General features: G+C 73.1%; 17 protein-coding genes. 9 read left to right on the top strand and 8 right to left on the bottom strand.

Going from position 1 to position 20551, the window contains the following annotated elements; genetic code table 11:
- Positions 1–29: 29 nt before the first annotated feature.
- Both ACZ6JT_RS25150 and ACZ6JT_RS25145 read left to right on the top strand, forming a co-directional pair.
- The gene (locus ACZ6JT_RS25150; protein WP_469213043.1) at positions 30–716 is read left to right on the top strand and encodes a GDSL-type esterase/lipase family protein; all 687 of its coding nucleotides are present in this window, start codon (positions 30–32) and stop codon (positions 714–716) included.
- Between the two features lie 59 nt (positions 717–775).
- On the top strand, positions 776–1765 hold the full coding sequence (locus ACZ6JT_RS25145; protein ID WP_469213041.1) for an aldo/keto reductase: 990 nt from the start codon (positions 776–778) through the stop codon (positions 1763–1765).
- Positions 1766–1902: 137 nt separating this feature from the next.
- On the opposite strand, the gene thpR is transcribed toward ACZ6JT_RS25145, so the two are convergent.
- The 3 genes from thpR to ACZ6JT_RS25130 form a co-directional block, all read right to left on the bottom strand.
- Positions 1903–2484: an RNA 2',3'-cyclic phosphodiesterase gene (gene thpR, locus ACZ6JT_RS25140; RefSeq protein WP_469213039.1), complete on the bottom strand. Its 582-nt coding sequence runs from the start codon at positions 2482–2484 to the stop codon at positions 1903–1905.
- Positions 2485–2676: 192 nt separating this feature from the next.
- Complete coding sequence (locus ACZ6JT_RS25135; RefSeq protein WP_469213038.1) at positions 2677–4035, bottom strand: MFS transporter; 1359 nt, start codon at positions 4033–4035, stop codon at positions 2677–2679.
- A gap of 25 nt (positions 4036–4060) precedes the next feature.
- Positions 4061–4498: a MarR family winged helix-turn-helix transcriptional regulator gene (locus tag ACZ6JT_RS25130; RefSeq protein ID WP_319728456.1), complete on the bottom strand. Its 438-nt coding sequence runs from the start codon at positions 4496–4498 to the stop codon at positions 4061–4063.
- 130 nt (positions 4499–4628) lie between these two features.
- Here ACZ6JT_RS25130 and ACZ6JT_RS25125 point away from each other — a divergent pair, with 130 nt between their 5' ends.
- On the top strand, positions 4629–4811 hold the full coding sequence (locus tag ACZ6JT_RS25125; protein WP_030156886.1) for a hypothetical protein: 183 nt from the start codon (positions 4629–4631) through the stop codon (positions 4809–4811).
- A gap of 13 nt (positions 4812–4824) precedes the next feature.
- On the opposite strand, the gene ACZ6JT_RS25120 is transcribed toward ACZ6JT_RS25125, so the two are convergent.
- The gene (locus ACZ6JT_RS25120; RefSeq protein WP_469213035.1) at positions 4825–6273 is read right to left on the bottom strand and encodes an NCS2 family permease; all 1449 of its coding nucleotides are present in this window, start codon (positions 6271–6273) and stop codon (positions 4825–4827) included.
- Between the two features lie 128 nt (positions 6274–6401).
- Here ACZ6JT_RS25120 and ACZ6JT_RS25115 point away from each other — a divergent pair, with 128 nt between their 5' ends.
- Positions 6402–6668, top strand: a complete 267-nt coding sequence (locus ACZ6JT_RS25115) for a DUF2530 domain-containing protein (RefSeq protein WP_469213034.1) — start codon at positions 6402–6404, stop codon at positions 6666–6668.
- A gap of 731 nt (positions 6669–7399) precedes the next feature.
- Complete coding sequence (locus ACZ6JT_RS25110) at positions 7400–9853, top strand: cation-translocating P-type ATPase (protein ID WP_469213032.1); 2454 nt, start codon at positions 7400–7402, stop codon at positions 9851–9853.
- Here the strand turns inward: ACZ6JT_RS25110 and ACZ6JT_RS25105 are convergent.
- A complete protein-coding gene (locus tag ACZ6JT_RS25105; protein WP_469213031.1) occupies positions 9850–10278 on the bottom strand; it encodes a nuclear transport factor 2 family protein in 429 nt (142 codons plus the stop codon). The genes ACZ6JT_RS25110 and ACZ6JT_RS25105 overlap by 4 nt on opposite strands.
- Before the next feature lie 86 nt (positions 10279–10364).
- On the opposite strand from ACZ6JT_RS25105, the gene ACZ6JT_RS25100 reads away from it, so the two are divergent.
- Together ACZ6JT_RS25100 and ACZ6JT_RS25095 are read left to right on the top strand one after the other, a co-directional pair.
- Positions 10365–10931: a PadR family transcriptional regulator gene (locus tag ACZ6JT_RS25100; protein ID WP_469213030.1), complete on the top strand. Its 567-nt coding sequence runs from the start codon at positions 10365–10367 to the stop codon at positions 10929–10931.
- On the top strand, positions 10918–11769 hold the full coding sequence (locus ACZ6JT_RS25095) for an SGNH/GDSL hydrolase family protein (RefSeq protein WP_469213028.1): 852 nt from the start codon (positions 10918–10920) through the stop codon (positions 11767–11769). Before ACZ6JT_RS25100 ends, ACZ6JT_RS25095 begins: the two co-directional genes overlap by 14 nt.
- A gap of 11 nt (positions 11770–11780) precedes the next feature.
- Here ACZ6JT_RS25095 and ACZ6JT_RS25090 read toward each other — a convergent pair whose 3' ends face one another.
- The 3 genes from ACZ6JT_RS25090 to serC form a co-directional block, all read right to left on the bottom strand.
- Positions 11781–14912: a sacsin N-terminal ATP-binding-like domain-containing protein gene (locus ACZ6JT_RS25090; RefSeq protein WP_469213027.1), complete on the bottom strand. Its 3132-nt coding sequence runs from the start codon at positions 14910–14912 to the stop codon at positions 11781–11783.
- Between the two features lie 82 nt (positions 14913–14994).
- Complete coding sequence (locus ACZ6JT_RS25085) at positions 14995–15183, bottom strand: hypothetical protein (protein WP_469213025.1); 189 nt, start codon at positions 15181–15183, stop codon at positions 14995–14997.
- Between the two features lie 380 nt (positions 15184–15563).
- Positions 15564–16682 (bottom strand): phosphoserine transaminase, encoded by a 1119-nt coding sequence (gene serC / locus ACZ6JT_RS25080; RefSeq protein ID WP_469213024.1) that lies wholly within the window; start codon positions 16680–16682, stop codon positions 15564–15566.
- Positions 16683–16766: 84 nt separating this feature from the next.
- Between serC and ACZ6JT_RS25075 the strand changes: the two genes are divergently transcribed.
- Both ACZ6JT_RS25075 and ACZ6JT_RS25070 read left to right on the top strand, forming a co-directional pair.
- Entirely contained in the window at positions 16767–19502 is a 2736-nt protein-coding gene (locus ACZ6JT_RS25075) for an FAD-binding and (Fe-S)-binding domain-containing protein (RefSeq protein WP_469213022.1), read from the top strand.
- Positions 19503–19549: 47 nt separating this feature from the next.
- Positions 19550–20518 (top strand): EamA family transporter, encoded by a 969-nt coding sequence (locus ACZ6JT_RS25070; RefSeq protein WP_469213020.1) that lies wholly within the window; start codon positions 19550–19552, stop codon positions 20516–20518.
- The last annotated feature ends 33 nt before the right edge of the window (positions 20519–20551 follow it).

Raw genomic sequence — 20551 nt, 5'->3', positions numbered from 1 at the left:
TCTGTCGCGCGATCCGCGATGATGACCGGATGCGTTTCATGTTCGTCGGCGACTCCATGACCATCGGACGCGCCGGCGATTTCACCTGGCGCTACCGCATGTGGCAGCACCTCGACTCGACCTTCGGCGGCCCCTACCGGATCGTCGGCCCGCGCACCGAGCTGTACGAGGGCTCCGACGCGTACGCCGACCCGGACTTCCCCGCGCACGCCCGCCGCCACCTGGCCGGCTGGGGCGAGGGCTGGCAGCACATGGCCCCGCTCATAGGCCCCGCCGCCGGCGCCGCCCGGGCCGACGTCCTGCTCGTCTCCCTCGGCCTGATCGACCTCGGCTTCTACACCGACGCCGAGCAGACCGCCGCCAACGTCCGCCGGTTCATGGCGGAGGCCCGCGCCACCCGCCCCGGCATCCGCATGGTGCTGCTGCCCGTCATCCCGAACAGCCGGGCCGAGGAGGACGCGCCGTTCGCGGCCGAGGTCGCCCGTTTCAACGAGCTCCTCGCGAAGGCGGTGGCCGACCTGACGACCTCCGCCTCGCCGGTCCTGCTGGCCGCGCGCCCGGACGCGTACGACATCCACCACGACACCTACGACGGCACCCACCCCAACGCCTCCGGCGAGCACCGGCTGGCGGGGGAGTTCGCGGCCGTCCTGCACCAGGCGTGGGGGATCGGCGGCCCGTACAGGCCCGACCGGGTGCAGAACGACGTGCTGTAACACCCCTTTCACGAGAGGGTCTTGCTTCGAGCGCACTCCAAGCAGTTGGCTAGTGCCCCATGAAGTACACACAGCTCGGACGTACCGGCCTCAAGGTCAGCCGACTTGTACTCGGCACCATGAACTTCGGCCCCCAGACCGGTGAGCCCGAAAGCCACTCGATCATGGACTCCGCCCTCGACGCGGGGATCAACTTCTTCGACACCGCCAACGTCTACGGCTGGGGCGAGAACAAGGGCCGCACCGAGGAGATCCTCGGCACCTGGTTCGCCCAGGGCGGCCGGCGCCGCGAGAAGACGGTGCTCGCCACCAAGGTCTACGCCAGCATGGCGCCCGAGGGCGAGACCTGGCCCAACTACGACCGCCTGTCGGCGCTGAACATCCGGCGGGCCGTCGACGCCAGCCTCAAGCGGCTCCAGACGGACTACATCGACCTCTACCAGTTCCACCACGTGGACCGGCTGACCCCCTTCGAGGAGATCTGGCAGGCCGTCGAGGTCCTGATCCAGCAGGGCAAGATCCTCTACGCGGGCTCCTCGAACTTCCCCGGCTGGAAGATCGCCCAGGCCAACGAGACCGCGGCGCGCGTCGGCCGGCTCGGGCTGGTCAGCGAGCAGTGCCTCTACAACCTCGCCGAGCGGCGTGCGGAGATGGAGGTCATCCCGGCCGCCGAGGCGTACGGGCTCGGGGTCATCCCCTGGTCCCCGCTCCACGGCGGCCTGCTGGGCGGGGTCATCAAGAAGGAGGCGACGGGCGGCCGCCGCGCCTCCGGCCGGTCCGCCGACGCGCTCGCCAACAGCTCCGTACGTGCGCAGGTGCAGGCGTACGAGGACCTGCTGGACAAGCACGGCCTGGAGCCGGGCGAGGTCGGCCTGGCCTGGCTGCTGACGCGTCCGGGGGTCACCGGGCCGATCGTCGGGCCGCGCACGCAGGAGCAGCTCGACTCGGCGCTGCGGGCGGTGGAGCTGGAGCTCTCGGACGAGGTCCTGGCGGCCCTGGACGAGATCTTCCCCGGGCCCGGGGCGTCGCCGGAGGCCTTCGCCTGGTAGCTACTGCCCGACGGCAGCCGCCACGGCCACGACGACGAACATCAGCACGAGCACACCGGCCATCACACGGTTTCTGGTCTTGGGATCCACCCGTCGAGCCTAACGCGGGCCGCGGATGATCCCGTACGCGGTACGGCTCAACCGCGCAGCGGCCAGGACCCGACCGTCTCGTAGCGGGGCTGCTCGCCCGGAACCCCGCTGACGGGGAGGTTGCTGCGGACGAGGCTGAGCGTGTCGACCTGCCAGGGCGTGCCCTCGAAGTCCGCGAGGGCGTCCAGGTACGGGCGCAGGGGCGTGACGGCGCCGTGGCCGTGGCCGCCGTGGCCATGGCCGTGGCTGCGGGCCAGGGTGAGGTGCGGGGTGTACCGGCGGTGCTGCTCCATCGGCACCCCGGCCCGCCGGGCCGCGGCGTCGGCCCGCTCCGCGAGCATCCGCAGGGCGGCCAGCTCCCCGGCCGCGCCGACCCACAGCGCGCGGTCCCCGAAGTGCCCGCAGCCGTGCAGGCGCAGCGGGAAGGGGGCGGTGCGGTGGGCCGCGCGGTCGAGGCGGGCGTGCAGCTCGGGCAGGACGTCGTCGCGTACCTCGCCCATGAAGGCGAGCGTGAAGTGCCAGCCCGCTCGCGCGGTCCACGTCAGCCGGTCGTCGCGGACCGCGTCCACGGCCCGGGCCAGCTCGGCGACGGCCGCGGCCGGCGGCAGCACGGCTGCGAACAGTCTCATGCCGCGAGCGTAGCCGCGCGCACCGCCGCTGCGGGGGCTCCGCCCCCGAACCCTGCGCCTCAAACGCCGGCGAGGCTGGATATGGCCGGCCTCGGCCTGTTCAGCCCCTCCGGCGTTTGAGGAGGGGGGTCCCCCCGGACGGAGTTTGGGGCAGGGTTCGGAGCGGAGCCCCGGTCTTTGAGCTCGGGAGGGTCAGACGACCGTCACCAGTTCGCGGCGGCGCGAGGTGGTGGCCGCAGGGACGAAGGTCACGCCCCGGCGGCTGAGCCGCACGCGGAGGTTGCCGACGCGCGCCAGGACCACGGCGATGGCGACAGAGGCGGCCAGCGAGATCACACCGCCCGCGGCCATGCCGATCCGCGCACCGTAGGTGTCCGTGATCCAGCCCAGCAGCGGGGCGCCCAGCGGGGTGCCGCCGGTGAAGACCATCATGAACAGGGCCATGACCCGCCCCCGCATCTCGGGGTCGGTGGCCATCTGCACGCTGGAGTTCGCCGTGACGTTGACCGTCAGGCCGAAGACGCCGATCGGCACGAGCAGCGCCGCGAACAGCCGGAAGCCGGGCGCGAAGGCCGTGACGAGCAGCAGCACCGAGAACAGCACGGCCGCGACCACCAGCAGCCGCAGGCGGGAGTGGCCGCGCCGGGCCGCGAGGAGGGCGCCCGCCAGGGAGCCGGCCGCGATCAGGGTGTTGAAGAGTCCGTAGGTGCCCGCGTCCCCGTGGAAGACGTCGCTGACGAACGCCGACAGCCAGATTGGGAAGTTGAACCCAAAGGTGCCGATGAAGCCCACGAGCACGATCGGCCAGATCAGCTCGGGCCGGCCGGCGACGTAGTGCAGGCCTTCGCGCAGCTGTCCCTTGGCGCGGGGCCGGGGTTCGACCGGGTGCAGTTCCTTCGTCCGCATCATCAGCAGGCCGGCGATGGGCGCGGCGAACGACAGGCCGTTCAGCAGGAAGGCCCAGCCGGAGCCGACGGCGGTGATCAGCACACCGGCGATCGCCGGGCCGACGAGCCGCGCGGACTGGAAGTTGGCGGAGTTCAGGCTGACGGCGTTGGCGACCTGGTCCTTGCCGACCATCTCGGGTACGAACGTCTGCCGCGCCGGGTTGTCGACGACGGTGACGAGGCCGAGCAGGAAGGCGGCGAGGTAGACGTGCCAGACCTGGACGTGTCCCGCCAGGGTGAGGGCGGCGAGTGCGATGCCGGTCAGGCCCATCGCGCTCTGGGTGGCGAGGAGCAGGGGCCGCTTGGGCAGCCGGTCGGCGAGGACGCCTCCGTAGAGGCCGAACATCAGCATCGGCAGGAACTGCAGGGCGATGGTGATGCCGACGGCGGAGGCGGAGCCGGTCAGGGAGAGGACCAGCCAGTCCTGGGCGATGCGCTGCATCCAGGTGCCCGTGTTCGAGACGACCTGTCCGGTGGCGAAGAGCCGGTAGTTCCGGATCCTCAGCGAGCTGAACATCGAGTTCCTGCCCGCGGGGCCCGCAGGGGCCTTAGTAGGGGTGGATGTGTGGCCGGGTGCGGAGTCTGCTCCGGTTCCCGTACTCAAAAGCGTTCGCCTCCTGGCGTCGTTCCTACAGGTGCGCGAGCTTCTCCAGGACGGGTGCGGCCTCGCGCAGCTTGGCCCATTCGTCCTCGGTCAGCTCGGCCGCGAGCCCGGCCAGGAAGGCGTTGCGCTTGCGGCGGCTCTCTTCGAGCATCGCTTCGGCCTCCTCCGTCTGGCGGACCACCTTTTGGCGGCGGTCGTCGGGGTGCGGTTCCAGCGTGACCAGTCCCTTGGCTTCCAGCAACGCGACGATGCGCGTCATCGACGGCGGCTGGACGTGCTCCCGCCGCGCCAGTTCGCCGGGTGTGGCCTGGCCACAGCGGGCGAGGGTGCCGAGCACCGACATCTCGGTGGGGCTCAGCGACTCGTCGACGCGCTGGTGCTTCAGGCGCCGCCCCAGCCGCATGACGGCGGAGCGGAGGTCGTTCACGGCGGCAGCATCGTCGCCATGGGAAAGGTCAGGCATGTATTTAGAGTAACTCATTACTCTCTCTAAGGAACACCACTTTTGGCGGTCGTGCGCGGGGTCACTCGTACGGGTGAGTCGGCGGCCGAAAGTGACACGCGTCCGCACCCTCTGCCCCGACTCTTTCGACATGGGGACACATGTGCTGAGCATGCGCATAGACGGGGAGCTCCTCGACAGGCTCCGGACTCACGCCGCCAAACGCGGAATGAGCGTCCAGGACTATGTGGTCCGGACGCTCATCCGCGATGACTTCGACGAGCGCTTCAAGGCCGCCGTCGACGAGACAGAGAAGTTCTACGGGCTGACGTGAGCCCGGGCGGGGCCTACGTGAGGCCGAGGGCCGGCATCGCGTAGTAGAAGACGAACACCGCCGCCACCACGTACATGGCCACCGGGACCTCGCGGCCCCGGCCGGTCGCCGCGCGCAGGGCGCAGAAGGTGATGAAGCCGATGCCGATGCCGTTGGTGATCGAGTAGGTGAAGGGCATCATCACCATGGCCAGGAACGCCGGAACGGCGATGGTGAAGTCGCTCCAGTCGATGTCCTTGATCGAGCCCGCCAGGATCAGGAAGCCGACCGCCACCAGGGCGGGGGTGGCGGCCTGGGACGGGACCATCGTGGCGAGCGGGGTGAGGAACAGCGCCACGGCGAAGAGGGCACCGGTCACGACGTTCGCCAGGCCCGTACGGGCTCCCTCGCCGACCCCGGCCGTCGACTCCACGAAGCAGGTGGTGGCCGAGGAGGAGGTGGCGCCGCCCGAGGCGACGGCCAGGCCGTCGATCAGCAGGACCTTGTTGATGCCGGGGAACTCGCCGGTCTCCTTGTCGATCAGCTTCGCCTCGTCGCCGACGCCCAGGATCGTGCCCATGGCGTCGAAGAAGCAGGACAGCAGCACGGTGAAGACGAAGAGGATGCCGGTCAGCACCCCGACCTTCCCGAAGCCGCCGAACAGGCTGACCTGGCCCACCAGCCCGAAGTCGGGCGCGGCCACCGGGTTGCCCGGCCACTCGGGCACGGTGAGGCCCCAGCCCGTGTCGGGCACCTTGGCGATCAGCTGGACGACGACCGCGACGAGGGTCATGGCCACGATGGAGATCAGGATCGCGCCCGGCGTCTTGCGGATCAGCAGGGCCAGGGTGAGGAGCACGCCGATCACGAAGATCAGGACCGGCCAGCCGTCCAGGTGGCCGGTGCCGCCGAGCTGGAGCGGGACGGTGGTGTGGGCGGCGTCCGGGATGCGGGAGACGAAGCCCGAGTCGACCAGGCCGATCAGCATGATGAACAGGCCGATGCCGATGGCGATGCCCTTGCGCAGGCCCAGCGGCACGGCGTTCATGACCCGCTCGCGCAGGCCGGTGGCGACCAGCAGCATCACCACGAAGCCGGCCAGGACCACCATGCCCATGGCGTCCGGCCAGCTCATGCGGGGGGCGAGCTGGAGGGCGACGACCGTGTTGACGCCGAGGCCGGCGGCGAGCGCGATCGGGACGTTGCCGATGACACCCATGAGGAGGGTGGTGAAGGCGGCCGTCAGCGCGGTGGCCGTCACGAGCTGACCGTTGTCGAGCTGGTGACCGTACATGTCCTTCGCGCTGCCCAGGATGATCGGGTTGAGCACGATGATGTACGCCATCGCGAAGAAGGTGGCGAAGCCGCCGCGGACCTCGCGGGCGACGGTGGACCCGCGCTCGGAGATCTTGAAGTAGCGGTCGATTCCTCCGGAGGGCCCCTGGAGGGAAGGGTCCGGGGCCGTGGCCGTGGGGGTGCTCATACGGTCCTCATTGGGTGGTTCATACGAAGGAAATGGGCCACGCCCAAACCGTTTCAGTATGAACACATGAGCGAAGGGGCGTCCATCTCCGCGCGTAGACCGTGGAGCCGCCCGCCTAGACTTGCCGCATGGCGAAATGGACTGCGAAGCATGAGGCGCCCGAGCCCCTGGAGGGCCCCGTCGTCGCGACCGTCACAGGCGGCACGATCCTGTGGTTCGCCCTCTTCCTCGTCCAGCTCCCCTTCTACGGGTGGTTCGCCGACCGCGGCCAGCTGTGGTGGGTCTGGACCTGCGCGGCCGGCGGCTTCCTCGGCCTGATCGGCATCTGGTACGTCCGCGGGCGGGATGCTGCGCTCAAGCGTCACGCGGCCGAACAGGCCGAGCCCCACCCGTAGCCGCCGCCCGCGCCTCAAGCGCCGACGAGGCCGAGGCTGCGGCTCAAAGATCGGGGCTCCGCCCCGCCCCCCGCCGGGCTCCGCCCGGACCCGCTCCTCAATCGCCGGAGGGGCTGATTTGCGCGGCGGAGGCCGGATGGTGCGGCCCGGCCGAGGTGCGGCTCAAAGATCGGGGCTCCGCCCCGCACCCCGCTCCTCAATCGCCGGAGGGGCTGAACTTGCGCGGCGAGGCCGAATTGGTGCGGCCCGGTCGAGGGTGCGGCTCAAGGATCGGGGCTCCGCCCCGTACCCCGCTCCTCAAACGCCGGAGGGGCTGAATTTGCGCGGCGGAGGCTGAATTTGCGCGGCGAGCCGGGTCGGTTGGGGTGGGGGTGGGTGTGTGTCGGGGTGATCCCCGCAGGGTGCCAAACGCACTGCCGCCGAGCTGTCCGACCCCTCGCCACGTTTGGCGCCCGAGGAGACGCCCCGGCGCGCGCCCGCCCCCACCACAACCGACCCCCGCTCCCGCTAGGTCGCGCCGCGACAGGCCCCCCACACCGGCCCGGTGCAACCGACCCGCCGCGCCGCCGACCCGCCCCGCCGCCGGCCCGCCGCGCCGCCGGCCCGCCCCGCCGCGCCGCCGACCCGCCGCCACCCCGTCCCCTCCCCAGGGACGATTCGGGTCATCCCGAGGTCGGACATTCCCGCCGCTCGGCGGGTGAAGCGTTCGAACCGCGCTTAACGTCGAAGACATGACGCAGCGGGCGAAGATCGAGCGGGACGGGCCGGAGCGAGCCGGCGCCGCCATCGACGCGGGGGCGGAGCTCGATCCGGTCCACCCGGTGCGTCCTCCCGCGCCCCGGTTCAGGCCCGGCGGGCTGACCACCGCCGAGGTCGCCGAGCGCGTCGCGCGCGGCGACGTCAACGACGTCCCCGTCCGCAGCAGCCGTTCCACCACCGAGATCGTCCGCGCCAACGTCTTCACCCGCTTCAACGCGATCATCGGCGTCCTCTGGGTGATCATGCTCTTCGTCGCGCCGATCCAGGACAGCCTCTTCGGATTCGTGATCATCGCGAACACCGGCATCGGCATCATCCAGGAACTGCGCGCCAAGAAGACCCTCGACGGCCTCGCCGTCATCGGCGAGGCCAAACCGAGCGTGCGCCGCGACGGCCGCACCGCCGAGATCTCCACCTCCGAGATCGTCCTCGACGACGTCATCGAGCTCGGCCCCGGCGACAAGGTCGTCGTCGACGGGGCCGTCGGCGAGGCCGAGGGGCTGGAGATCGACGAGTCCCTGCTCACCGGCGAGGCCGACCCCGTCCTCAAGAGGCCCGGCGACCCGGTCATGTCCGGGTCGTTCGTCGTCGCCGGCGGCGGCGCGTTCACCGCCACCAAGGTCGGCCGCGAGGCCTACGCCGCCCAGCTCGCCGAAGAGGCCTCCCGCTTCACGCTCGTCCACTCCGAGCTGCGCTCCGGCATCTCCACGATCCTCAAGTACGTCACCTGGATGATGATCCCGACCTCCATCGGCCTGATCATCAGCCAGCTGATCGTCAAGGAGAACAACTTCAAGGACTCCATCGCCCGGACCGTCGGCGGCATCGTCCCGATGATCCCCGAGGGACTCGTCCTCCTGACCTCGGTGGCCTTCGCCATCGGTGTGATCCGACTCGGCCGCAAGCAGTGCCTGGTGCAGGAGCTGCCCGCCATCGAGGGCCTCGCCCGGGTCGACGTGGTCTGCCTCGACAAGACCGGCACCCTCACCGAGGGCGGCATGGACGTCACCGAGCTGCGCCCGCTCGGCGGCGCGGAGACGGCGTACGTCAAGAAGGTGCTCGGCGCGCTCGGCGAGTCCGATCCGCGGCCCAACGCAAGCCTCCAGGCGATCATCGACGCCTACCCCGACAGCGCGGAGTGGCGCTGCACCGAGTCGCTGCCCTTCTCCTCCGCCCGCAAGTACAGCGGCGCCAGCTTCAGCGAGGGCGACGGCGAGAACAACACCTGGCTGCTCGGCGCCCCCGACGTACTGCTCCCCGCCGGGGACCCGGCCCTCGACGAGATCAACGTGTTCAACGAGCAGGGCCTACGGGTCCTGCTGCTGGCCCGCTCCGGCCGCGAGCTCGACGACGAGGACGTCGCCACCGGGGTCAGGCCGACCGCCCTGGTCGTCCTGGAGCAGCGGCTGCGGCCCGACGCGGCCGACACCCTGCGCTACTTCGACGACCAGAACGTCCACGCGAAGGTCATCTCCGGCGACAACGCGGTCTCCGTCGGTGCGGTCGCCGGCAAGCTGAGGCTGCCGGGTGCGGAGAACACCGTGGACGCCCGCAAGCTCCCGACCGAACAGGCCGACATGGCGCGGGTCCTCGACGAGAACTCCGTGTTCGGGCGCGTGACCCCGCAGCAGAAGCGGGACATGGTCGGGGCCCTCCAGTCCAAGGGCCACACCGTCGCCATGACGGGCGACGGCGTCAACGACGTGCTCGCCCTCAAGGACGCGGACATCGGCGTCGCCATGGGCTCGGGCTCGGAGGCCACGCGCGCCGTCGCGCAGATCGTACTGCTCGACAACAGCTTCGCGACCCTTCCCTCGGTGGTCGCCGAAGGCCGCCGCGTCATCGGCAACATCACCCGGGTCGCGACCCTCTTCCTCACCAAGACGGTGTACTCGGTCCTCCTCGCGATCCTGGTGGTCTGCTCGCAGGTCGAGTACCCCTTCCTCCCGCGCCACCTGACGCTGCTGTCCACGCTCACCATCGGCATCCCGGCCTTCTTCCTGGCCCTCGCCCCGAACAAGGAGCGCGCGAAGCCGCACTTCGTGAAACGCGTGATGCGGTACGCGATCCCCGGCGGCGTGATCGCGGGGACCGCCACCTTCGTCAGCTACCTGGTCGCCCGCCACCACTACACCGGCCCGGGCGCCCTGGAGGCCGAGAGCAGCGCGGCGACGCTCACGCTGTTCCTGACCTCGATGTGGGTCCTGGTGATCATCGCCCGCCCGTACACGTGGTGGCGGGTCGCCCTGGTCGGCGCGATGGGCGCGGCCTTCCTGATCGTCCTGGTGGTCCCGTGGCTCCAGGACTTCTTCCAGCTCAAGCTGGAGGGCGCGACGATGCCCTGGCTCGCGGTGGCCGTGGCCGCGGCCGCCGCGACCCTGATCGAGTTCACCTTCCACTGGGTGAACCGCAGGTTCCCTGCCTAGGCGAGGCCCTCGGAGCGGAGGCCGGCGAGGACTGCCTGGCCGAGGGCCTGGACGGCGGACTGGGGGCGGACCATCACCGTGAACTCCTTGACGCGGCCCGTCTCGTCGAACTGGAGCAGGTCGATGCCGTGGATCTGCTTGCCGTCCACGGTGGCGCGGAAGGCCAGGATCGCCGAGGGGGCCTGCGTGCCGTCGGCGCTCGTCTCGGCCGTGCCCTCGAAGTGGCCGACGTAGCGGAAGTCCTCGAAGATCCGCAACAGGACCCCGAAGAGGCCCAGCACCATGGGGCGGCCCTCGAAGGGGGTGAACTTCACCGGGCTGTAGAGCCGGACGTCCTCGGTGAACAGGTCCTCGACCGCGCTCAGGTCGCCCTTCTCGACGGCGGCGCGAAAGCGTTCGGCGCTCTGCTGGTCCAGTTCCCTCATGGCCCCTCCTCATACTCATAAAATTGAGTAGTCATATTCATGAGTATGATGCGGGGGAGGGCGAGGAAAGGGAAGGGGCTGCCGCGATGGCCTTGAGGCACGCCGTACTGGCGGCACTGCTGGACGGCGAGTACAGCGGGTACGAGCTGGCGAAGTCGTTCGACATCGGCGTCGCCAACTTCTGGCACGCCTCCCCCCAGCAGCTGTACGCCGAGCTGACCAAGCTGGAGGGGGACGGGCTGGTCGAGGGCCGCCAGGTGGTCCAGGAGAGCCGGCCCAACAAGCGGATGTTCCAGGTCACCGACGCCGGCCGCGCCGAGCTGGAGGACTTCGCCGCGGCCGCCGCCAAGCCGCACGTCATCCGGGACGACCTCCTCGTCAAGGTCCAGAACGCCGACCGGATCGGCACCGCGCCCGTGATCGACCAGCTCGAGGAGCGGGCGGCCGCGGCCGAGGCCAAGATCGAGCTCCTCGGCAGGGTGCTGCGCAAGATGCGCGGCGACCTGGACGAGGAGGAGTACCTGCTGCGCGGCGAGCGGATCGGCGGGTACCTGACGGGCCTGCGCGGCATCGCCTTCGAGCAGGGCCACCGCGACTGGTGCCGCCGCAGTGCCGCCGTCCTGAGGGAGAGGCTGAACCGTGCCGAACGGTGAGTACCTGCGCTACGTCGCCCTGGGCGACAGTCAGACCGAAGGCCTCGGCGACGGGGACGACACGACGGGCCTGCGCGGCTTCGCCGACCGGCTCGCCGGACACCTGACGGCCGTCAACCCCGGCCTCCAGTACGCCAATCTGGCCGTACGGGGACGCCTCGCCGGCCAGGTCCGCGCCGAACAGCTCGGCCCCGCCCTGGCCCTGCGCCCCGACCTGGCCACCGTCGTCGCAGGCGTCAACGACATGCTCCGGCCCCGCTTCGACGCCGCGGAGGTCGCCGGGCAGCTGGAGGAGATGTTCGCCGCGCTCACGGCCGCCGGCGCCCACGTGGCGACCGTGACCTTCCCCGACCTGGGCAGGATCGTGCCCCTGGCCCGGCCCGTCTCGCCCCGGATAGCCGACCTCAACGACCGCATCCGCGCCGCGGCCGCCCGCCACGGGGTCACCGTCGCCGAGACCGCCCGGCCGGCCGCCGTGAACGACCCGCGGATGTGGACCACGGACCGCCTCCACGCCAGCTCCGTCGGCCACGAACGGATCGCCGCGGCCCTCGCGCACGCCCTGCGCCTGCCCGGCAGCGACGACAGCTGGACCCTGCCCCTGCCGCCGCGGCCGCACGCCGCCGGCCGGTCCGCCGCCGCGACCGCCGCGGCCGAACTGCGCTGGGTCACCGGGTTCCTCGGCCCCTGGCTGGGCCGCCGCCTGCGCGGCCGCTCCTCCGGCGACGGCCGCGCCGCTAAGCGCCCGCAGCTGCTGCCGCTGAACGCGACGCCCACCGGCGCCGCACCCCGGCCGAACCAGCCTCAGCCGAACCAGCCTCGGCCGAACCAGCCGTAGCCGGAGCAGCCTCAGTCGAACCAGCGGTCCCGCGCCAGTTCCGCCGTGCGCGACGGGTCCTCCAGCAGCGCCGCCACCTCGAAGCGGCGCGGCCACTGGCCCGCCGACCAGGCCAGGCCGGCCGCCACGCCCTCCAGGGTGGACGCGTGGAGGGTGCCGTCGGGGGTGCGGCGCCAGTCGAGTTCCGTGCCGCCCGCGACCAGCTCCTCGTGCTCCACGTACGTCGCCGGGGTGGCCGGGCCCAGCAGCACGCGCACCGACTCCGGGACCTCGTGCACCTCACCCGGCGTCGTCACCTCCGCCGGGACCGTCTCCGACAGGCGGCGCACCTGCAGCAGCTCCGCGAGGTCCGCCGCGCGGGACGGCGGCACCGGCAGCAGCGGGAGCCCCGCCGTCAGCGGCAGCAGGTCCGGGGCGTCGGCGATCACGGCGTCGGCGGCGTCCACCACACGGACCTCGCCGTCCACCACCGCGCGCAGCTCGTCCGGCAGGGTGACCTGCTCGGGGTCCAGATCGGCCAGCGCCCCGTACAGGCCGTGCAGCTGCCGGGCCGTCACCTCGCGCTCCGGGTCGGCGAGCCGGGCCAGCAGCTCGGCCGCGCCGCCGGGCTCGTCGAGCAGGGCCGGCACGGTGGTCCGTACGCCCAGCGCCCGCAGGACCTGCTCGTCCCCGAAGCCCGTGGCGTCCGCCGGCGTGTAGAGGCCCGCCAGCAGCGGGTCGCCGCCCGCCGCGCGCAGGCCGGCCGGGCGGCGGCCGTCGAGCACCGGGTGGTCGCGCAGCCACCACGCGGTGTACGAGCGCACGGACTGCGTGGTCCCGTCCGGCAGCAGCACCCGTACGGGCTGGGTCAGCGCGTCGCGCAGCGGCGGCTGCGCGAGCATCGCCAGGGCCTGCGGCCAGCAGTCGTCGTCGACCAGGTCCAGGTCCCGTACGGCGACCAGCTCGGTCGCCACCGGCGGCACCGGGGTGTCCGGCAGCTGGTCCAGCAGGTCCTCGCACCACACGTCCACCGCGTCCAGCAGTCCCGCGTCGTCCGGCTCGGCGAAGTCCCCTTCGCGCGGCTCCAGTTCGTCCGGGTCGAGCACCACGTCGGTGGCGCGCACCAGCTGGAACGTCGCCAGCACCCCGCAGGCGGTGAGCGGGCCCTCGCCCCACCGCTGCGCCAGCTCGGCGTCCACGTACGGGACCTCGTCCTCGCGGATGACGGAGGCGAGCGCCGAGCCCGGCATCAGCAGTTCGCCCGCCGGGACCAGTTCGCCGTCCTCGTCGGGCAGGGCCAGCGCGCCCAGCCAGGGCTCGTCGCCCGGCGCCAGGTCGGCGTCCCGGGCCAGCCCCAGGACGACCTCGGCCAGCTCGTCCGCGTCCAGGGTGTCGGCGTCCTCGTCCCAGACCTCCCCGGCGTCGAGGGAGCCGGCGACGGCGGCCCGCACCTGCGGGGTCGTCAGCACCGCCCGCGCCGTGGCCGGCAGGGCTCCGAGCTTCTCCAGCAGCGGATGCGCCGCGTCCGGGTGGGCCACCTTCAGCCCCAGCCGGGCCAGGTCCGCCGGAGTGTCCGCGTACGGCAGCAGGACGTGGCGCGGCCCGATCGTCGTGCGGCCGTCGGCGAGCGGCACGGGCAGTCCGGACAGCCGGTCCGGGTCCACCCCGGCGAGGCTGTCGTAGAGCCGGTGCCACCACTCGGGGGTCCGCTCGATGCCCGCGATCCGCTCGATCGCGTCGCCCAGCGGGAGCCGGCCCACGCCGAGGGTGCGGAGCTCGGCGCGGCGCTCCAGGCCCGCGGGCAGCAGCGTCGGCAGGACCTCGGCGAGGACGCGTACGGTGTCGGCGCCCGCGCCCTCCACCACCTCGGCCTCGAAGGGGCGCAGGGCGGCGCGCTCCTCGGCGTGCTCGGGCGGTACGGCCGGTGCGAGGAAGGCCGTACGGGGGAGCCGCTGGAGCACGGCCGCGCGCAGGGCCCCGTCCAGTGCGCCCTTGCCGAGCGGGCCCGGGACCAGGTCGACGAGGCCGGTGCTCACCGGGTCCCAGGTGCCGAGGAGTTCGGCGTACGCGTCGGCCGCGCGCTCCACGAGGAAGTCGGTCAGCGGTCCGGGCGCGGGGTGGCGGCGGGTGGTGTCCAGCGGCAGGGTCGCGATGAGCAGGGCCGGGATGCCCAGCGGCTCGTCGGTGGGGGTCGGCGCGTGCACCACGGGAGCGGTGGCCGGGTGCAGCGGGGCGCCCTCGGAGTCGACGGGTACGGCCCAGGACACCGCCCAGGCGGGGCGCAGCCGCTCCTCGACGGGCCGGTCGGCGAGCAGGGCGCGCTCGATGGGACCGCCGTGGCGGACGGTGCGCCAGCGGCTGGTGCGGGTGCCGGAGGCGGTGGTGTCCTCGATGACGGTGTACGGGCCCTCGTCGCGCCGGTGCAGCGCGCGGGAGCCGCCGGAGGGGGTCTCCACCACGACTTCGCACAGCCCGGGCAGGGTGAGCAGCAGGGCGTCGTCGATCCCCGCCAGCAGCCGCTCCACCAGGTCCTCGGCAGCGGCGTCGCGCAGCGGGAGGACCACGACGGTGTCGTAGCCGTCGGGGGCGGTGCCCTCGGCGGGCAACGGGAGCCGCAGCAGCGGGACGTGGCCGTCGCGGCGGCGCAGTTCGTCGCCGAGGCCGGGGCTGCCGACGGCGGCGTCCCGGGCCAGTTCGCGGGCCTCGGCCAGGGACCAGCGGACGCCGCCGTGCCGGCCGAGGACCGCGGGTTCGTCGCAGACGGCGAGGACGGCCGCGAAGCCGACGCCGAAGCGGCCGACGCTGTCACCGGAGGGCTCCCGCTTGGCGGAGGCGCGCAGGGTGCTCAGCGACTCGACGCCCGTGGCGTCGAGCGGGGCGCCGGTGTTGGCGACGGCGAGCAGGGCCCGGCCGTTCTCGCCCTCGTGCAGGGTGAGCCGCAGCCGGCCGGGCACCTTGGCCCGGGCCGCGGCGTCGGCGGCGTTCTGCGCCAGCTCGATGACGAGCCGGTCCCGGTAGCCGCCGAGCGCGAGGTCCTCCTCGGCGTTGGCGTCCTCGCGGAACCGGGCGGGGCCCGCGCCCCAGGCGTCGAGCACCCCGCGCCGCAGCCGGGCCGTGCCGAAGGGGTCCACGCCGCTCTGTGCCGCCGTCACTCGCACGCTCACGCCGCTGCCTCCACGCTGTGCTGCCGTCAAGAGTTGCCCACCGGAGGTGCCCTCCGGACCCCTGAAGGTATCGCGTACGGAACTACGCCTCGCCCGTGAGGTGCGCGAACACGACGACGCCGGCATCCGGGGGGCGGTCCGGGGCGAGCCGGCCGCCGCAGGTGATCGGGCGCGGCTCGACCGAGGTGCCGCCGTCGCTCCGGACGCCGGGCCACGGGAGGGAGTGGCCCGGCATCGCGGGGGCGGCCGGCAGCTCGTGGACCGTCCGCACCGGGTCAAACGGCGGGGAGGCCCACCGATGATCAGCTGACGAGCGCGAACCGGTGGTGACCTGGGACGACAGTAGGCGTCGCCCCCGTGGTCGGACCAACCTCCCCCACCCGCTCGCGATCTTCGAATGGCCGGATCCCGTCGGCGCATTGAACGGTCCGTCCACCGGCCGGGCTCTTCCGTACCCTGCGCGGGACGCCCGCCCCCGGAGGCAACTGGAATGCGGACTTTCCCTCTGCTTGAGCTCGGACGCTGGCCGAAACCGTGCGGGGAAGGGGGAGGGGGGAGGGAACGGGCACGGGCACGGGAACGGGAACGGAACGCCGAAGCCCCCGGCGACTTCACGTCACCAGGGGCCTCGGAACCGATCGGTACGGACCGTCAGAGCTTCTCGATCACGTAGTCGATGCAGGCCGTCAGCTTCTGCACGTCCGCCGGGTCGACCGCCGGGAACATCGCGATGCGCAGCTGGTTGCGGCCCAGCTTGCGGTACGGCTCGGTGTCCACGATCCCGTTGGCGCGCAGCACCTTGGCGACGGCCGCCGCGTCGATGTCGTCCGAGAAGTCGATCGTGCCGATGACCGAGGAGCGCTTGTCGGCGTCCACGACGAACGGGGTCGCGTACTTCGACGCCTCCGCCCAGCCGTACAGGTTGCGCGCACTCTGCGCCGTACGGCCGGTGGTGAACTCCAGGCCGCCCTGGCTGTTCATCCACTCCAGCTGCTGGTCCAGCAGGAAGAGGGTGGCCAGCGCCGGGGTGTTGTACGTCTGGTTCTTCAGCGAGTTGTCGATCGCCGTCGGCAGCGAGAAGAACTCCGGGATGTGCCGGCCCGACGCGTGCACGCGGGCGGCGCGCTCCAGGGCGGCCGGGGAGAACGCGGCCAGCCACAGGCCGCCGTCCGAGGCGAAGGACTTCTGCGGGGCGAAGTAGTAGACGTCCGTCTCGGTGATGTCCACCGGCAGACCGCCGGCGCCCGAGGTCGCGTCCACCAGGACGAGTGAACCGGCGTCGGCGCCCGCGACGCGCTTGACCGGCGCGGCGACACCCGTCGAGGTCTCGTTGTGCGTGTACGCGTACACGTCCACGCCCGCCTCGGCCACCGGCTCCGGGTGCGTGCCCGGCTCCGAGGAGATCACGGAGGGCTCGTCCAGCCACGGCGCGAGCTTCGCGGCCTTGGCGAACTTGGAGGAGAACTCACCGAAGGTCAGGTGCTGGGACTTCCGCTCGATCAGACCGGCCGTCGCGATGTCCCAGAAGGCGGTGGAGCCGCCGTTGCCCAGGATCACCTCGTAGTCCTCGGGGAGGGAGAAGAGGTCCCGGATGCCCTGACGCACCGAGCCGACCAGGTTCTTGACCGGGGCCTGGCGGTGGGAGGTTCCGAGCAGGGAGGTACCGGTGGCGGCGAGGGCGTCCAGCGCCTCGGTCCGCACCTTGGAGGGGCCCGCGCCGAAGCGTCCGTCGGCGGGCTTGATGTCAGCGGGAATCTGGATCTCGGCCACAAGCGGAGCGTATCCGGTCCCGGACCGCGCGTCGGAGGCGCGTCCACCCGATGAGACGCGGCCGGACGGTGCGAGGGTGGTGCCGTGACGTCACCCGGGGAACTCGAACGGACATTGCGGGCGGAGCTGCGCGGCGAGGTGGACTTCGGGGCCGCCGCCCGGGCCCTGACGACCATGGACGCCTCCAACTACCGGCGCGTCCCCGTCGGCGTGGTCGCCCCGCGCGACGCCGAGGACGTGGCGGCGGCCCTGCGCGTGTGCGCCGAAGCCGGGGTCCCGGTCGTCCCGCGCGGCGGCGGCACATCCATCGCGGGCCAGGCCACCGGCACCGGAGTGGTCCTCGACCTCACCCGGCACATGAACGCGCTGGTGTCGGTGGACCCGGCCGCCCGCACCGCCGTGGTCCAGCCCGGCCTCGTACTCGACCGGCTGCGGGACGCGGTGCGCCCGTACGGACTGACCTTCGGGCCGGACCCCTCCACGCACTCCCGCTGCACCCTCGGCGGGATGATCGGCAACAACGCGTGCGGCGCCCACTCGGTCGCCTGGGGCACCACCGCGGACAACGTCGCCGAGCTGGCGGTGACGGCGTACGGGGGCGCCGCGCACCGGATCGGCACGGGCTGGTCGGGGGCGCCGAAGGGGCTGCGCGAACTGGTCGACGCGAACCTGGCCGTCCTGCGCACCGGGATGGGCGGCGGCTTCTCCCGGCGGATCTCCGGCTACGGCGGACTCGACGCGCTGCTGCCCGAGCGCGGGGTGGAGCTCGCACGGGCCTTCTGCGGGAGCGAGGGCACGCTCGGGGTGGTGACGGAGGCCGTCGTACGCCTGGTGGAGGCGCCGCGCGCGCCGGTCCTGGCCGTCCTCGGGTACGCCGACGAGAGCGCGGCGGCGGACGCGGCCGCCGGGCTGCTCCCGCACCGGCCGCTGACGGTGGAGGGGATGGCCGAGGACCTGGTGCGCGGGGCGGCGGGACTGCCGCGGGGCCGGGCCTGGCTGTTCGTGGAGATGCGCGACGAGGATGCGGCGCGGGAACTCGTACGGGCCGCCGACGCCCTCGACGCGGTGGTGGTCACCGACCCGGCGGGGCAGCGGGCCCTGTGGCGGATCCGGGAGGACGCGGCGGGCACGGCGACGCGGCTGCCGGGAGGGGAGATGGCCTGGCCGGGGTGGGAGGACTGCGCGGTGCCGCCGGCCCGGCTGGGCGCGTACCTGCGGGACTTCCGCGCGCTGCTGGCGGCGCACGGGCTGCGCGGATCCCCGTACGGGCACTTCGGCGAGGGCTGTGTGCACGTCCGGATCGACTTCGACCTCGTCTCGGCGGACGGCGTGGCCCGCTTCCGGGCCTTCTCCGGCGAACTGGCCGACCTGGTCGTCGCGCACGGCGGCTCGCTGTCGGGGGAGCACGGCGACGGCCAGGCCCGGGCCGAACTGCTGCCGCGCATGTACGGGCCGGAGGCGATGCGGCTGTTCGGCGCGTACAAGGACGTGTGGGACCCGGCCGGCGGGATGAACCCGGGGATGCTGGTCCGGCCCGCACGGCTCGACGAGAACCTCCGCTTCGCGGTGCTGCCGGCCACGCCGTTCGCCGGTGAGGTTGCGCGGTGCGTCGGGGTCGCCAAGTGCCGAACCACGGACGTCGGCGGGCCGGGGGTGATGTGCCCCTCGTACCGGGCCACGGGGGAGGAACGGCACTCCACGCGCGGCCGGGCCCGGCTGCTGCACGAGATGCTGGCGGGGGAGATCGTGCGGGACGGCTGGCGCTCGGCGGAGGTCGCCGGGGCGCTGGACCTGTGCCTGGGCTGCAAGGGCTGCCTCAGCGACTGCCCGGTGGGCGTGGACATGGCCACCTACAAGTCGCAGTTCCTGCACCACCACTGGTCGGGCCGCGTCCGCCCGCTCGCCCACTACGCCCTGGGCGGCCTCCCGACCTGGCTCCGCCTGATCACCCGGGTGCGGGGGGCGAGAGCGGCGAACGCGCTGGCCCGCCTCCTCCCCCTTCCGGGCCTGACCCGTGAACGGCCGCTCCCGGCCCTGGCGGCCGAGCCGTTCAGCGGCCGCGCGTCAGCCTGGCCTCGGGCTGACGCGCGGGTCCGGGCCGAGCCCGGAAGCGGCCCGCAGGGCCCCGCCGTGACCCTCTGGCCCGACACCTTCACGGAGTACCTGGCCCCGGAGGCCGGCCACGCAGCGGTACGGGTCCTGCGGGCGGCCGGCCTCCAGGTGTCCGGCCCCCGCGGCGGAACGGTCTGCTGCGCCCTCACCTACGTCTCCACCGGCCGCCTCGACCGTGCCCGCAAGGTCCTCCACCGCACCCTGACCGCCATCGGCGACGTCCGGGCACCCGTGGTGGTGCTGGAACCCAGCTGCGCCGCGGCCCTCCGCACGGACCTCCCCGCCCTGCTCCCCGACGACCCCCGCGCGGCCCGCCTGGCGGCAGCCGTCCGCACCTTCGCCGAGACCCTGGAGGAGTACGCCCCGCACTGGCGGCCACCCCGCCTCGACCGCGCGGTGGCCGGGCAGACCCACTGCCACCAGCACGCGGTCCTCGGCGACGCGGCGGACCGGCGGCTGCGCGAGCGCGCCGGCCTCGTGGGCGAGCTCAGCGGCGGCTGCTGCGGTCTGGCCGGGAACTTCGGCTTCGAGCCGGGCCACCACGAGGTGTCGGTGGCCTGCGCCGAGGAACAGCTGCTCCCGGCGCTGCGCGCGGCCGGTCCGGACGCACTGGTCCAGGCGGACGGCTTCTCGTGCCGCACCCAGATCGCCCAGCTGGGCGGGGTCCGGGCCCGCCACCTGGCGGAGCTCCTGGCCGACGGCTTGTAAGGCAAGACACGGCTCGACACTCCTTACGAAGCGCGTAATCTGGAGAAATGCCCGCACCCTCGTCATCTTCCGCTTCGGCCGCCGCGGCGGCCCCCGCCCCCGTACCGGCCCCGCTGCCCGCCGAGGGCCAGGGCCACGGTCAGACCCAGGGCCGCGGCCGTGGTCTCGGGCCGGTGGCGCTGGTGATCTCGGCGGGGATCTCGGTGCAGTTCGGCGCCGCCCTCGCGGTCATGATCATGCCGAGGGCGGGCGCGGCGGGCGTCGTCACCCTGCGCCTCGCGGCCGCCGCGGTCGTGCTGCTGCTCCTGTGCCGGCCCAAGGTGCGCGGCTACTCCCGCTCCGACTGGGGCACGGTGCTCGCCTTCGGCGTCGCCATGGCCGGCATGAACGGGCTCTTCTACCAGGCGATCGACCGGATCCCGCTCGGCCCGGCCGTCACCCTGGAGGTGCTCGGGCCGCTCGCCCTGTCCGTCCTCGTCTCCCGACGCCTGGTGAACCTCCTGTGGGCCGGCCTCGCCTTCGGCGGCGTGGTCCTGCTCTCCGGACACGGCGGGGGCGGCCCCGGCTTCGGCTCGCTCGACCCGCTGGGCGCGGCCTACGCGCTCGGGGCGGGCGCGATGTGGGCGGCGTACATCGTGTTCAGCGCGCGTACGGGCCGCCGCTTCCCGCAGGCGGACGGGCTGGCCCTGGCGATGGCGGTGGCCGCGCTCCTCTCGCTGCCGCTGGGCATCGCCGGCGCGGGCACGGACCTGCTGGTCCCGAGCACCCTCGCACTGGGCCTCGGCGTGGCCGTGCTGTCCTCCGTCCTGCCCTACACGCTGGAAATGCTCGCCCTGCGACGGATGCCGGCCCCGACCTTCGCGATCCTGATGAGCCTGGAGCCGGCCATCGCCGCCACCGCGGGCTTCCTCGTGCTGGACCAGGCCATGTCCACGCTGGACGCCCTGGCCATCGCCCTCGTGATCGCGGCCAGCATGGGCGCGGTCCGCTCCCAGATGCGCGAGCAGCCCGCCTGACGGACGTCGCCACGGACCCGGCCGGAATCCGGG

The organism is Streptomyces sp. NPDC046308, assembly GCF_055588065.1.
The sequence above is the reverse complement of the archived record's forward strand: the minus strand, read 5'-3'. Positions and strand labels throughout refer to the sequence as shown.

Bases quoted from the DNA above. Each gene is read 5' to 3' on its own strand.
- ACZ6JT_RS25150 (WP_469213043.1), top strand. From the start codon at position 30: ATGCGTTTCATGTTCGTCGGCGACTCCATGACCATCGGACGCGCCGGC.
- ACZ6JT_RS25145 (WP_469213041.1), top strand. From the start codon at position 776: ATGAAGTACACACAGCTCGGACGTACCGGCCTCAAGGTCAGCCGACTT.
- thpR (WP_469213039.1), bottom strand. From the start codon at position 2,484: ATGAGACTGTTCGCAGCCGTGCTGCCGCCGGCCGCGGCCGTCGCCGAG.
- ACZ6JT_RS25130 (WP_319728456.1), bottom strand. From the start codon at position 4,498: ATGCCTGACCTTTCCCATGGCGACGATGCTGCCGCCGTGAACGACCTC.
- ACZ6JT_RS25125 (WP_030156886.1), top strand. From the start codon at position 4,629: ATGGGGACACATGTGCTGAGCATGCGCATAGACGGGGAGCTCCTCGAC.
- ACZ6JT_RS25120 (WP_469213035.1), bottom strand. From the start codon at position 6,273: ATGAGCACCCCCACGGCCACGGCCCCGGACCCTTCCCTCCAGGGGCCC.
- ACZ6JT_RS25115 (WP_469213034.1), top strand. From the start codon at position 6,402: ATGGCGAAATGGACTGCGAAGCATGAGGCGCCCGAGCCCCTGGAGGGC.
- ACZ6JT_RS25110 (WP_469213032.1), top strand. From the start codon at position 7,400: ATGACGCAGCGGGCGAAGATCGAGCGGGACGGGCCGGAGCGAGCCGGC.
- ACZ6JT_RS25105 (WP_469213031.1), bottom strand. From the start codon at position 10,278: ATGAGGGAACTGGACCAGCAGAGCGCCGAACGCTTTCGCGCCGCCGTC.
- ACZ6JT_RS25100 (WP_469213030.1), top strand. From the start codon at position 10,365: ATGGCCTTGAGGCACGCCGTACTGGCGGCACTGCTGGACGGCGAGTAC.
- ACZ6JT_RS25070 (WP_469213020.1), top strand. From the start codon at position 19,550: ATGCCCGCACCCTCGTCATCTTCCGCTTCGGCCGCCGCGGCGGCCCCC.